This is a genomic window from Yersinia sp. IP36721 (assembly GCF_003634395.1).
Lineage (GTDB): Bacteria > Pseudomonadota > Gammaproteobacteria > Enterobacterales > Enterobacteriaceae > Yersinia > Yersinia entomophaga.
Map to the genome: position 1 here is coordinate 14,132 of NZ_QCZL01000026.1, position 13,106 is coordinate 27,237.

Here is a 13,106-nt window from a genome sequence, read left to right on the forward strand (position 1 = left end):
TTAATATTAAGGGGGAATATATTCCCCCTAAACATACAGGGCAAGAATTGTGAAAACTTATAGCTTTTATAAGTGGGTACTCTGCGTACCTTTTTTTGCCTTCGAGGCTGTTGGCGTAGAGTTTAATACTGAATTTTTAAAAATTGGTGAACAGGGTCAGGCTGACCTTTCACAATTCTCCGCGCCCGATCGATTGGCCCCGGGAAATTATCTCGTCGATATAGTTGTAAATAATAACTACTACAAGCAACAAGAAATTAACTTTGTCGAAAATGCGAAACATCCGCAAACACAACCTTGTTTGCCTCGTAGTCTGATTAGCACTTTTGGTTTAAAACGAGAATATATCTCGTCGCTGCCTGAACACTCATGCTTAATGCCTACTGATTTACCCGGTATTACCGCACGTTATTATAAAAATAACGGACAGTTGAAAATTACCGTGCCGCAATCCCTACTGGAATATTATGACAAAAACTATACTCCACCAGAGCAATGGGATAGCGGTATTGCCGGCCTGATGCTGGATTACCGCATCATCGGAAATATCCGCCAGAATAAACATGAAGATAGAGTTAATTCCCTTTCTGCATTTGGCACGACCGGGGCTAATTTAGGTGCCTGGCGTTTTCGTGGCGACTATCAGTTTGCTAATTACAGTAATAAAGAAGGCAATCAATCTTTAGATTTTAATAACATCCATGCCTTTCGTCCGTTGCCCTCAATAAAATCGCAGCTCACTTTGGGGCAAACCTATTTAACCTCGGATATTTTCGACACGCTCAGTTACAGCGGCATCAAGCTCGCCAGCGACGAGCGTATGCTGCCGCCCAGCCTGCGCGGCTACGCGCCGCGGATCACCGGTATCGCTAAAACGAATGCCAAGGTAACCGTCAGCCAGCAGGGTAGAACCATTTATTTAACCACCGTGCCGCCCGGCCCGTTCAATATTCAGGATTTGAGCAGCGCAGTACAAGGCGAGCTGCAGGTCAGCGTTGAAGAAGAAGACGGTTCCACCAGCCAATTTACCGTAAATACCGCCTCAGTTCCCTTTCTAACGCGAGAGGGACAAATTCGCTATAACACCGCGATGGGTAAACCGACCAACGGCGGTAATCACGTACAAAACCCATTCTTTACCATGGGTGAAATCTCCTATGGCGTCAGCAGCACCTGGTCTGCCTACGGCGGCACTATTCTGGCTAACGATTACCACTCTGCCGCCGTTGGTCTGGGTAAAGATTTATATCAATTCGGCGCAGTTTCGCTCGATGTGACCCAAGCTCGCGCGACTTTGGAACATCAACAATATATTGGTCATTCCTATCGTTTTAACTATGCCAAGCGTTTCGACAGCCTCGATGCCGATATCCGCTTCTTTGGCTATCGTTTTTCCGATAAGAAATTCATTTCCCTCAGCGAATTTACCAATGCCAGCAACGGGGTATTACAGCGAGATAATAAGCAACGCTACTCGGTAGTTACGGCTAAACAGTTCGATGGCTTTTCTACCTATCTTTCTTATACCCATGATGCGTACTGGAACGCTAAATCCAGCGAACGTTTCGATCTTTCTGCCAGCACGCTATTCGACATTGAGCAGTTTAAAAATGTCTCTCTCAATATTTCCCTGTCTTATAACAAAGATCAGGATCGTAACGATCTGGTGAGTTATTTGGGGATCAGCATACCTCTCGAAGGGCAGACCCGCGTGAGCTATAACCAGCAAACTGGCCGCGGTCGCTTTGACCAAACCGTGTCTCTGCGACAAAACCGAGGTAAGGACGATTATTACCAGCTAACTACCGGCGGCCAGCAAAATAACGCTCTGGTCAGCGGCTTCTATCAGCATAAATCAGATGCCTACCAGCTGGGATTAAGCGGCAGCTATGTGTCTGACAGCTATCATTCTGCTAGCGCTAATCTCAGCGGTTCTATGGTCAGTACTTTGTACGGCTCCGCGCTACATTCTTCCGGCAGTTCCGGCAACACACGCTTATTGGTTGATACCCACGGTGTTTCAGATGTGACCTTTAATAACGGTAAAAACCACACTAATTCATTCGGCTATTCCATTATCGATGGCGATCCTCCCTATGAGAATTTCGAGGCGCGAGTCGATATGAATAACCTCCCCGCGAATGCCGAAGCCCATGCGCCGATCCGCAGTCTGGTGCTGACTGAAGGTGCCATCGGCTACCTGCCGTTTGAAATGAATCAGGGCAGCAAGCTGTTGGTATTACTGAAGGATTACCAAGGTGTTTCCGTGCCGTTCGGGGCCGAAGTCACCAATACCCAAACCGGTAAAGCTAACGCCATTGTCGGCGAAGACGGCCTGACCTACCTGATCGGCGTGAAACCAGAGAGTCAGCTTAAAGTTCGCTGGTCGGATAAAAGCTGCACCCTCGTCCTGCCACAGGTATTGCCTGATGCCGTTACGACGCCTCAACCCATGAGTTGCCGCTAACCCTTTTGTTAAAAATGACGCTTAGGAATTGAATATGAAGAGAACATTACATCGCTATTTCATCACCATTCTGACGCTGCTGTTATGCGGTGGACTCAGCTCCGCTCAGGCGGCTCTGGTATTGGATCGCACACGGATCATTTATCAGGAAGGCGCGCAGTCTATTAGCATCACGTTGACCAATAAAAGCACCTTGCCTTATGTGGCGCAGTCTTGGATCGAAGATAGCGAAGGGAAAAAGATCGCTTCGCCTTTTCTAGCATTACCTCCGCTACAACGAGTGGAACCCGGCGATCGCAACGTCGTTCGTGTCACTCTCCTACCGGATAACGCGATCCCTAAAGATCGAGAATCAGTTTTTTATTTAAATATTCGCGAAATACCGCCGAAAACTGATAAACCGAACGCATTGCAAATTGCCCTGCATTCTAAAATCAAATTATTTTACCGGCCTACCGCCGTTATTCCTCCGCGTGGGGAAAATAATGCCGCCAAACTGGCCATCACCACCCAAGGTAAGCAGCTAACCATTAAAAATACGACGCCGCTGCATGTCACCTTGGTGGCCATCGCCATAGGAGCCGGAAAGTCCCCGCTGGTATTTGAACCAAAAATGTTATCGCCGGGAGAAAGCATCGTAGTACCCACAAACCATCCTGTTAACGGCCGGATTTATATATCTCATATGAATGATTATGGTGGCCAGCAGGATACCGCCTACGATTGTTCAGCTTCTGAATGCTCCAGTAACGATAAGCAGAGGTCATAATGCGACGTTTAGCCTCTCTTTTATGCCTGGGCATGGCTTTGGCCTTTCTGTCACCCGCAGTTTGGGCCTTGGCCTGCGTTCGCACCGATGGCAGCGGTTTAATCCTGACCGAAAGTATCGGCTCAACGGTCAAAGTGCCCACCACTCTCCCCGATTACAGCGTGATTTGGCGCGGCCCCACCCGGAGTATTTCCGCTCGCTGTTATCGCGATAACAATATTCGCGAAATGGAGAACATTTACTTCTACGTCAATCCGAGAAACACCAATCCATTGAACTGGGGAATTGAATTCGGGATGCGTTTTAACGGCACTGACCAGTGGCCGCAGGGCGGTGGCAACGGTGCTGGAATCAATACCGGTAGCGTGATACCGGCCTGTAAAGCAGGAATTCCGCTGGCACAGTGTCCTGATGTCACCTTTGCCGTCACCTTTCAGCCGATTATCCGCAAACGTGGGCTGGACCCGTTCTCACCAACGCCGGATAGCACCTATGCCCTGTACCAGCTGGACGGCAAATACGGCCTAAATAACGCTCGCGCCAACTTTACCTATGTTATTACCGATTTAAGTCTCATAACCGCAACCGATTGTACCGTGGATGTAACCATCACACCTTCCCCCGGCGTCGTCGATTTCGGCACGGTGCAGAAGACTCCCTCCGGTTTTTCACCGGCGGTACCGAAACAGTTTTTTTCACTGGTTCTGGATAAAAGCGGCTGTAAAACACCGATTAAAATCAACGGCTATATCACGACTCCCAATGCTTATGGCGACTATCTGCTACCCAGCGCAGACAGTGGCTTTGGTATCAAACTAACCGATCTGGCAACCAATAGTCAGATTCCATTGGCCAAACCGTTCTTTTTAGCGGATTTCACCGCGTTAGATACACAGCACGAAGTGTTACTCAGCGCTGAGCTGGTTCCTCTCGGCGAGATTAAAGTCGGGCCATTTTCTGCGACTGCGACGGTGGAAATTCTCTATCTCTAAACTTCGGGACAGATGCGGTTGAACGTCCTTCATATGGATTTGTAGGGGATTGAAATGAAGAAAGTCGTTTTGATTGATCCATGCCGCTTTAGCCGAGTTGGTGTTGAATGGTTAATAAACTCGCGCATGCATTTGGCATCTAAAGTTGCACTGGCGCAAACCAGCAATCTGGTGGTCGCCAATGCACAAATTAAACTGTGGCAACCTCAATTGGTTATCGCCGATCTTTATTCTTACGTCTTTGAAACACATAACCTTAAAATTTTAGAGTCACTTTTGGCTACCTGTATCTCCAGCAAGTTACTGGTTTATCTGCACTCCCCTTTGCCTTGGCTCAGCCAATATCTTCTAGATCGTGGAGCGTGGAAAGTCATCACCAAAAAACATAACATCAGTCAATTGGAACAATTAGTAAGTGCTGCATTATGCAATCCGATGGGAAATTACTCTGAGCAACCATTACAACCCGCTCCGGCATTATTTAGTGATAGAGAGGAGTCGATATTAAATTACTGGCTGGAAGGCTGGGTTGATAAAAGAATAGCAAACACATTAGATATTCATATTAAAACAGTTTATACCCACAAGCGTAATATTCGCCTCAAATTAGGTGCGAGCAATCGGCTTTCTCTTTATCTGGATCTATCAACAAATCAAGGTCAATAACTCAAATTGGCGGCAGCAACCTGATCTGTTGCCGCTGATTTTAGTGGATACGTGATATGGATAGATTTATTCGGTGCTAGCGGTGTTATCAAATCAGGCCAGATCTATCTGAATATAAAGAAAAACCATTATTATTTTCCACATCACTTTAGCTTAACGGATGAGCAGTTCATAAAAATCATGTCATCAATAACCCCCCCATCAAAAAAAAATCACTGGAATTAATATTTATAGATATTTAATTATTTTATGAAATACATCACTCATATTAAGTCGTTGCGAAAACCATAGGTATCAGTGATTGTTACATGAAGAAAATAAAGAGTTAACGTCCTGCCAGCAATAGATGAAGAATATACCATAGAGAAAAATTGGAGTATTACACATAAAAAAGGAATGAATTATGAAAGATAACAAAACTATAGCATTCATATTATTTTCTATTTTCATGATATTCAGTCAATTTTCTTCATTTGCCCAAGCCCATGGATATATTCAATATCCAGCTAGTCGAGCCTATCTATGTCAATTAGGCAATAATACTCAATGTGGTTCTGTACAATATGAACCGCAAAGTGTGGAGGGTATAAAAAACTTCCCAGAACATGGTCCCACTGATGGAGCTATCGCGAGTGCAGGAGTCGGTATGTTTACACCGCTGGATATTCAAACGCCCACCCGTTGGTCTAAGTCAAGCATTTACTCTGGCCCCATTACATTCACTTGGAATATTACGGTAGAACATAGTACAACTCGCTGGCGTTATTTTATGACCAAACCAAATTGGAATAGATCAGCACCACTCTCTCGTGCATCATTTAATTTAATACCATTTTGTCAATATAATGATTATGGAAGTATTCCTGATAAATCCGTTACTCATCAATGTGTATTACCTAACAACCGCACTGGTTACAACATCATCCTTGGTGTATGGGATATTGCAGATACGAATAATGCGTTCTATCAAGTAATAGATGTCGATATAATTGGTTAATGTTATCAACAACCAGAGAAACAAATACACAGTGGAAAATACAGATCGGTTCCCGGATTGGTTTTGAAGTGGGAAAGATAAAGAACCCCAATATTCGAATATAACTCAATTATTGGGGTTCTTTATTTATTAACTGCCAGAGTTATCTGGATCAGTTAATAAATCATAACTATTTCAGGCACTAATTACTTAACACGAGAAACATATTCGCCAGAGCGGGTGTCAACTTTAATAACTTCACCAACCTGTACGAACAATGGCACTTTAACCACTGCGCCGGTGCTCAGGGTTGCCGGCTTGCCGCCGGTACCGGCAGTGTCACCTTTCAGACCTGGATCGGTATCAGTGATTTCCAGCTCTACAAAGTTTGGTGGAGTCACAACGATAGGCTGACCGTTCCACAGGGTAACGATACATTCAGCCTGATCGATCAGCCATTTGGCGTTTTCGCCTACGGCTTTAACATCTGCTGCCAGCTGTTCGAAAGTTTCGTTATTCATGAAATGCCAGAACTCACCGTCGTTGTACAGGTAAGTCAGGTTCATATCCATGACGTCTGCGCCTTCCAGAGAGTCGGTAGATTTAAAGGTTTTTTCCAACTGTTTGCCAGTCAGAAGGCGGCGCATTTTCACACGCGCAAAAGCCTGGCCTTTACCTGGCTTCACGAACTCACTTGATTCAACGGCGTAAGGTTCGCCTTCGAACATGATTTTAAGACCGGGACGGAAATCGTTGCTAGAATAAGTCGCCATAATGGCCCTCTGAATATTGAAACTGGTGTTAAGCCCAAAAAATGGCAAACATTGTAACCCGAAACATGCCAATTAGAGAAGATTGGTTGCAGCAACTCGCCGATGTAATTACCGATCCTGATGAATTACTCCGACTTTTAGCGCTAAATGATCATGCCGAGCTACAGCAAGGTAGGGACGCCCGTCGCCTGTTTCCGCTGCGCGTGCCCCGCGGCTTTGTTGCACGGATGCGCAGCGGCGATGCAAAAGATCCTTTATTGCTACAAGTCCTTACCGCACGCGAAGAGTTCGTCACCGCTCCCGGTTTTACTACCGACCCGCTGGATGAGCAACGCAGCGTTGTTCCAGGCTTGCTACACAAATACCGCAATCGCGCACTGCTGCTGGTAAAAGGCGGCTGCGCCGTTAACTGTCGTTACTGTTTCCGCCGTCATTTCCCTTATCAGGACAATCAAGGCAACAAGGCCAACTGGCAGCAAGCTTTGGACTATATTGCTCTCCACCCTGAACTGGATGAGATTATTTTCTCCGGCGGCGATCCGCTGATGGCCAAAGATCACGAACTGGATTGGCTGATCACCCAGTTAGAGGCCATTCCGCACCTGAAACGCCTGCGCATTCACACTCGTCTGCCGGTTGTTATTCCTGCGCGCATTACCTCTACCCTATGTCAGCGGTTTGCAGATTCTCGCTTACAGGTGCTGATGGTGACGCATATCAATCATCCGAATGAAATCGACCAACCGCTGCGTGACAGCATGACGCGCCTCAAACAGGCCGGCGTAACTCTACTGAATCAAAGTGTATTACTACGGGATGTAAATGACGATGCCGACGTGCTGGCAGCGTTAAGTAATGCGCTGTTTGACGCAGGAATTCTGCCGTATTACATCCATGTGCTGGATAAAGTGCAGGGCGCTGCGCATTTTATGGTGGATGATGATGAAGCAAGATTGCTAATGAAAGGGCTACTTAGTCGGGTTTCTGGTTATTTAGTGCCAAGGCTGGCGCGGGAAATTGGCGGGGAGCCGAGTAAAACACCTTTGGATTTACGCTTGACGCAAAGCTAGCCTGCAAAATAAATCAGGAGATACCTTGGCATCTCCTGATGATTTATTTCTTTTCGCTTAAACTCTGGCAAGCAAAGGTTATGGGCACTTATAAACCTGACCAACCATCTTGCTGTCTAACGGAGCGAAGCTGGACAAGAAGGTCTCGCTCGGGCTGGTTGCACCAAAAATCACGTTGCCGCCCATCGCTGCCGCTTTGTTACGCAGATCGTTGGCTGCACCGCGCATAGAACTGCTTTCACCGCCCTGGCCGGATAACCAGTTGCTTTGGCTACCGCTGACTTCGCCAACTAACTGGCATTCGCTACCAGGCTTAGTATCAGAGAACTTAACCTGCTCGCCAGCCGCAGTTAACTGGGTGGTAGAGCTACAGCCAGCCAGCAACATTGCCGCTGAAAGACCAAGTAATACTTTAATCCGCATTTTTTTCCCCATCAGATATTGAGAATCACGCCAAAGTTTACCAGAAAGCAAAGTCGCCGCTTAGGCATCCGTTGCCACATTTATCTGGGCAATAATAGCTTACAGTTTACACGCTAACTCTGCGCTGTGGCTAAAAAAATCCCAGTGGGCATCACACGACTGAATTAAACCACATTTTAAATTCATTAAATAAATGTATAAGCCTAAAATCCGGTAACAAGCTTATATCTACGGAGAAATACGAATTTCATCAATTTGGCAACAGGTGAAGGAAAGGTGCGGGATTGTTGATTATGGCAAGGTTGACCGTGATAGCGCCGGAGCAGAGAGGGAGAAAAGAAAAAAGCGAGCAGGTTTCCCCGCTCGCTTTAGGTTTATAGCTTATTCGCAATCAATGAAGCTATAGGGTGTGGGGCATTACATCATGCCGCCCATACCGCCCATGCCACCCATGCCACCAGCGCCCATGTCAGCGCCTTTATCGTCGCGTGGCAGGTCGGTGATCATGCACTCGGTGGTGATCATCAGGCCAGCGATAGAAGCTGCGTATTGCAGAGCTGAACGGGTAACTTTGGTTGGATCCAGGATACCCATTGCGATCATATCGCCGTACTCTTCTGAGTAAGCGTTATAACCGTAGCTGCCTTCGCCTGCTTTCACGTTGTTCGCGATAACAGAAGCTTCTTCACCGGCGTTAACCACGATCTGACGCAGTGGAGATTCCATTGCGCGCAGCGCAACTTTGATACCCACGTTCTGATCTTCGTTGTCGCCTTTCAGGCCAGAGATAGCGTGAGCTGCACGAATCAGTGCAACACCACCACCCGCGACTACGCCTTCTTCTACCGCAGCACGAGTTGCGTGCAGAGCATCTTCAACGCGAGCTTTCTTCTCTTTCATTTCAACTTCGGTTGCTGCGCCAACTTTGATAACCGCAACGCCGCCAGCCAGTTTAGCCACGCGTTCTTGCAGTTTTTCTTTGTCGTATTCAGAAGTTGCTTCTTCGATCTGAGCACGGATCTGAGCAACACGGCCCTGGATCGCAGCTTCGTCACCTACACCGTCGATGATGATGGTGGTGTCTTTGTTGATCACAACGCGTTTTGCCTGACCCAGATCTTCCAGAGTGGTTTTTTCCAGTTCCAGACCGATCTCTTCAGAAATAACGGTACCTGAAGTCAGAGTCGCGATGTCTTGCAGCATAGCTTTACGACGGTCGCCGAAGCCAGGTGCTTTAACCGCAGCCACTTTCACGATGCCACGCATGGTGTTAACTACCAATGTTGCCAGCGCTTCGCCTTCAACATCTTCAGCGATGATCAGCAGTGGTTTACCGGCTTTAGCAACGGCTTCCAGAACTGGCAGCATTTCACGGATGTTAGAGATTTTCTTGTCAGCCAGCAGGATAAATGGGCTTTCAAGTTCAATAGAACCTGTTTCTGGTTTATTGATGAAATAAGGAGACAAATAGCCACGGTCGAACTGCATACCTTCTACAACGTCCAGCTCGTCTTGCAGGCCTGAGCCTTCTTCAACGGTGATAACGCCTTCTTTACCGACTTTTTCCATCGCTTCTGCAATCAGTTTACCCACGGTTTCGTCGGAGTTTGCAGAAATAGTACCTACCTGAGCGATAGCTTTAGAGTCAGAGCAAGGTACAGACAGTTTTTTCAGTTCTTCAACCGCAGCGATAACCGCTTTGTCGATACCGCGCTTCAGATCCATCGGGTTCATGCCAGCAGCAACAGCTTTCAGGCCTTCAGTGATGATGGATTGAGCCAGTACGGTTGCAGTGGTAGTACCGTCACCCGCAGCGTCGTTCGCTTTAGAGGCAACTTCTTTTACCATCTGAGCACCCATGTTCTCGAACTTGTCTTCCAGCTCGATTTCACGCGCTACAGAAACGCCGTCTTTAGTAATAGTTGGTGAACCGAAAGATTTGTCCAGAACGACGTTACGACCTTTAGGGCCCAGGGTGACTTTAACTGCGTCAGCAAGGATGTTTACGCCGCGAAGCATTTTAATGCGTGCGTCGTTACCGAATTTTACGTCTTTAGCTGCCATTGGTATTTTCCTTTAAACTCGTTCAGTTCAGAAGATAGTGAGAGCGCGATTACGCTTCAACAATTGCCAGAATGTCACTTTCGGACATGATCAACACTTCATCGTTGTCGATCTTCTCTGACTTCACGCCGTAGCCATCGTTGAAAATAACCACGTCACCTACTTTCACATCCAGTGGCTTGATTTCGCCGTTATCCAGGATGCGACCATTGCCGACGGCCAGAACTTCACCACGGGTAGATTTACCCGCCGCAGAGCCCGTCAGAACGATGCCGCCAGCAGATTTAGACTCAACTTCTTTGCGCTTGACGATAACGCGATCATGCAATGGACGAATTTTCATTGATAGCTCTCCTTTGAGAAGGTCCGTATCAGATTTAGGATTGATACCGGTCTGCCTTCATAACCAGTACCGTGGGTTTCTAAGTGGGGACGTTTACCCATCCCTTCAAGGGATAAGACAAAAAATTTTTAATTTTTTTGTCTTAAAAGGGCAAACTAAGCTAACTCAGCCCCACTGCGACCACGGTCATATTCACCATGTGATTTTATTTTTAAAAAACATAGCATTATAAAATTTCGTTGCGCTTATTTATCGTCTTTGAAACGGTCATCGCGAGAACGATCGCTTTCTTCGTCACGGTGTTCCACGTGGAAGCGGCCATCATCCTTACGCTGAAATTCGCCGTCAAAGGTATTCCCGTCCGCCGTCGGGCCGGTGCTCCTTGAACGATAAATATTCAAATGCGGCATCAGTTTCAAAGTCAGGGACTTTTGAATTGGCGGCAACAGCAATAATAAACCGAGGAAATCGGTAAAGAAGCCCGGTATCAACAGCAAGAAGCCAGCCAGTACCAGCGATACACTTTTCACCATTTCTGCAGCAGGGCTTTCACCCGCAGCCAGCTTTTGCTGCATTTGCATAAAAGTTTTCACCCCCTGATTGCGCACCAGAGACACGCCCACGCAGGAGGTAAAAATCACCAGCAGTAAAGTAACCAACACGCCTAAAGCGGCTGCCACCTTGATAAATATCGATATTTCTATGTAAGCCAATAAAAATATCAGCATGAACGGTAACCAACGCACCGTATTCTCCTTATTCAGCTCATCTAGCTTCCGTCGAGGGCCGAATCAGGGCACTTCAGACGAAAATCATGAGAATGGGGGCAACGCCGCCGCGGCGCATTATGCCTACTACACTAACGTGGTGGTGCCCATGACATTTTTCAAGCAGTCCACTCTCTTTTATTAAGGTTTTATCTAACTGTGAGAACAATCACAGATATCAAATCCTGTTGATTAATTACCACCATATAGTGATCTGAGTTCAAGGCATTTATCTATAAGCAGCATATGATCGTGGCAGCAATAAGTTGAACGGTTAATCCTTCCGCACTTGTTGCCCACGGCGACATAAATTATTCAACAAGCAAATAATTAGACAGCACAATAGAGAAGGTTCTCATGTCAAATAACATTCGTATCGAAGAAGACCTGTTAGGTACACGAGAAGTCCCCGCAGAGGCTTACTACGGTGTTCATACCCTGCGTGCGATTGAAAACTTCTACATCAGCAATAGCAAAATCAGTGACGTGCCTGAATTTGTCCGCGGTATGGTGATGGTAAAAAAAGCCGCCGCGATGGCTAACAAAGAATTACATACCATCCCGCACAAAATTGCTGACGTCATCATTCGGGCGTGTGACGAAGTTCTGGATAAAGGCAAATGCATGGACCAATTCCCGGTCGATGTATTCCAGGGCGGTGCAGGTACTTCATTAAATATGAATACCAACGAAGTTCTGGCCAACATTGGTCTGGAACTGATGGGGCATCAAAAGGGTGAATATCAGTACCTGAACCCTAACGACCATCTGAATAAGTGCCAGTCTACCAACGATGCCTACCCTACCGGTTTTCGCATCGCGGTTTACGCATCTATCATGAAATTGATCGATGCCATCAATCAGTTGGGTGAAGGCTTCGGTAAAAAATCCAAAGAATTCGAAACCATTCTGAAAATGGGTCGTACCCAATTACAGGATGCTGTACCCATGACTCTGGGTCAGGAATTCCGCGCATTCCAGGTATTACTAAACGAAGAAACCAAAAACCTGCAACGCACCGCCGAACTCCTGCTGGAAGTGAATCTGGGCGCGACCGCTATCGGTACCGCACTGAACACTCCTGAAGGTTATTCCGAACTGGCCGTGAAGAAATTGGCTGAAATCAGTAATCTGCCGGTAGTTCCAGCCGAAGATTTGATTGAAGCGACTTCTGACTGCGGCGCTTACGTAATGGTGCACAGCGCGCTGAAACGCCTGGCTGTTAAGATGTCAAAAATCTGTAACGACCTGCGCTTGTTGTCTTCCGGCCCACGTACCGGTTTGAATGAAATCAACCTGCCAGAATTGCAGGCGGGTTCTTCTATCATGCCAGCCAAAGTGAATCCGGTTATTCCTGAAGTTGTGAATCAGGTTTGCTTTAAGGTGATTGGAAACGACACTTGCGTTACTATGGCGGCCGAAGCGGGTCAGCTCCAGTTGAACGTTATGGAGCCGGTGATTGGTCAAGCGATGTTCGAATCTATCCACATCCTGACTAACGCTTGCTACAATTTGCTGGAGAAATGCATTAATGGCATTACGGCAAATAAAGAAGTTTGCGAAAGCTACGTATTTAATTCCATCGGTATCGTAACTTATCTGAACCCTTTCATTGGCCACCATAATGGTGACATCGTTGGGAAGATCTGTGCGGAAACCGGTAAAAATGTGCGGGAAGTCGTTCTTGAACGCGGCCTGCTAACTGAAGCCGAGCTGGATGATATCTTCTCTGTTGAGAACCTGATGCACCCAGCCTACAAAGCAAAACGCTATACCGATGAAAACGAACAATAAAA

12 protein-coding genes are annotated in these 13,106 nt (G+C 46.8%); 7 read left to right on the forward strand and 5 right to left on the reverse strand.

Going from position 1 to position 13,106, the window contains the following annotated elements:
* Nucleotides 1–49 precede the first annotated feature (49 nt).
* From DBA33_RS17030 to DBA33_RS17050, 5 genes are all read left to right on the forward strand, one after another.
* A complete protein-coding gene (locus tag DBA33_RS17030; protein ID WP_120806867.1) occupies nucleotides 50–2,467 on the forward strand; it encodes a fimbria/pilus outer membrane usher protein in 2,418 nt (805 codons plus the stop codon).
* 34 nt (nucleotides 2,468–2,501) lie between these two features.
* Nucleotides 2,502–3,236, forward strand: coding sequence for a molecular chaperone (locus DBA33_RS17035; protein WP_064514687.1), 735 nt, complete (start codon nucleotides 2,502–2,504; stop codon nucleotides 3,234–3,236).
* On the forward strand, nucleotides 3,236–4,228 hold the full coding sequence (locus DBA33_RS17040) for a fimbrial protein (protein ID WP_205582785.1): 993 nt from the start codon (nucleotides 3,236–3,238) through the stop codon (nucleotides 4,226–4,228). The genes DBA33_RS17035 and DBA33_RS17040 overlap by 1 nt, the downstream gene beginning before the upstream one ends.
* Nucleotides 4,229–4,282: 54 nt before the next feature.
* Nucleotides 4,283–4,894 (forward strand): LuxR C-terminal-related transcriptional regulator, encoded by a 612-nt coding sequence (locus tag DBA33_RS17045; RefSeq protein ID WP_064514690.1) that lies wholly within the window; start codon nucleotides 4,283–4,285, stop codon nucleotides 4,892–4,894.
* Between the two features lie 448 nt (nucleotides 4,895–5,342).
* A complete protein-coding gene (locus DBA33_RS17050) occupies nucleotides 5,343–5,891 on the forward strand; it encodes a lytic polysaccharide monooxygenase (protein WP_235601033.1) in 549 nt (182 codons plus the stop codon).
* A 185-nt stretch (nucleotides 5,892–6,076) separates the two neighbouring features.
* Here DBA33_RS17050 and efp read toward each other — a convergent pair whose 3' ends face one another.
* On the reverse strand, nucleotides 6,077–6,643 hold the full coding sequence (gene efp, locus DBA33_RS17055; protein WP_064514694.1) for an elongation factor P: 567 nt from the start codon (nucleotides 6,641–6,643) through the stop codon (nucleotides 6,077–6,079).
* A gap of 41 nt (nucleotides 6,644–6,684) precedes the next feature.
* Here efp and epmB point away from each other — a divergent pair, with 41 nt between their 5' ends.
* Nucleotides 6,685–7,713 (forward strand): EF-P beta-lysylation protein EpmB, encoded by a 1,029-nt coding sequence (epmB, locus tag DBA33_RS17060; RefSeq protein WP_064514696.1) that lies wholly within the window; start codon nucleotides 6,685–6,687, stop codon nucleotides 7,711–7,713.
* Nucleotides 7,714–7,791: 78 nt separating this feature from the next.
* Here the strand turns inward: epmB and DBA33_RS17065 are convergent, their stop codons facing one another.
* The 4 genes from DBA33_RS17065 to DBA33_RS17080 all read right to left on the reverse strand — a co-directional run bounded on the left by DBA33_RS17065 (nucleotide 7,792) and on the right by DBA33_RS17080 (nucleotide 11,289).
* Nucleotides 7,792–8,136, reverse strand: a complete 345-nt coding sequence (locus DBA33_RS17065) for a DUF4156 domain-containing protein (protein ID WP_049599206.1) — start codon at nucleotides 8,134–8,136, stop codon at nucleotides 7,792–7,794.
* 417 nt (nucleotides 8,137–8,553) lie between these two features.
* A complete protein-coding gene (groL, locus tag DBA33_RS17070; RefSeq protein WP_120806868.1) occupies nucleotides 8,554–10,200 on the reverse strand; it encodes a chaperonin GroEL in 1,647 nt (548 codons plus the stop codon).
* Between the two features lie 49 nt (nucleotides 10,201–10,249).
* Complete coding sequence (locus tag DBA33_RS17075) at nucleotides 10,250–10,543, reverse strand: co-chaperone GroES (protein ID WP_004722430.1); 294 nt, start codon at nucleotides 10,541–10,543, stop codon at nucleotides 10,250–10,252.
* 245 nt (nucleotides 10,544–10,788) lie between these two features.
* On the reverse strand, nucleotides 10,789–11,289 hold the full coding sequence (locus tag DBA33_RS17080) for an FxsA family protein (RefSeq protein WP_064514701.1): 501 nt from the start codon (nucleotides 11,287–11,289) through the stop codon (nucleotides 10,789–10,791).
* 378 nt (nucleotides 11,290–11,667) lie between these two features.
* On the opposite strand from DBA33_RS17080, the gene aspA reads away from it, so the two are divergent.
* Complete coding sequence (gene aspA, locus DBA33_RS17085) at nucleotides 11,668–13,104, forward strand: aspartate ammonia-lyase (protein WP_064514703.1); 1,437 nt, start codon at nucleotides 11,668–11,670, stop codon at nucleotides 13,102–13,104.
* Nucleotides 13,105–13,106 lie beyond the last annotated feature (2 nt).

What these genes read in the sequence shown, in the direction of transcription:
- epmB (WP_064514696.1), top strand. Translation starts at nt 6,685, where the DNA reads ATGGCAAACATTGTAACCCGAAACATGCCAATTAGAGAAGATTGGTTG.
- efp (WP_064514694.1), bottom strand. Translation starts at nt 6,643, where the DNA reads ATGGCGACTTATTCTAGCAACGATTTCCGTCCCGGTCTTAAAATCATG.
- DBA33_RS17040 (WP_205582785.1), top strand. Translation starts at nt 3,236, where the DNA reads ATGCGACGTTTAGCCTCTCTTTTATGCCTGGGCATGGCTTTGGCCTTT.
- DBA33_RS17065 (WP_049599206.1), bottom strand. Translation starts at nt 8,136, where the DNA reads ATGCGGATTAAAGTATTACTTGGTCTTTCAGCGGCAATGTTGCTGGCT.
- aspA (WP_064514703.1), top strand. Translation starts at nt 11,668, where the DNA reads ATGTCAAATAACATTCGTATCGAAGAAGACCTGTTAGGTACACGAGAA.
- DBA33_RS17075 (WP_004722430.1), bottom strand. Translation starts at nt 10,543, where the DNA reads ATGAAAATTCGTCCATTGCATGATCGCGTTATCGTCAAGCGCAAAGAA.
- DBA33_RS17045 (WP_064514690.1), top strand. Translation starts at nt 4,283, where the DNA reads ATGAAGAAAGTCGTTTTGATTGATCCATGCCGCTTTAGCCGAGTTGGT.
- DBA33_RS17035 (WP_064514687.1), top strand. Translation starts at nt 2,502, where the DNA reads ATGAAGAGAACATTACATCGCTATTTCATCACCATTCTGACGCTGCTG.
- groL (WP_120806868.1), bottom strand. Translation starts at nt 10,200, where the DNA reads ATGGCAGCTAAAGACGTAAAATTCGGTAACGACGCACGCATTAAAATG.
- DBA33_RS17050 (WP_235601033.1), top strand. Translation starts at nt 5,343, where the DNA reads ATGATATTCAGTCAATTTTCTTCATTTGCCCAAGCCCATGGATATATT.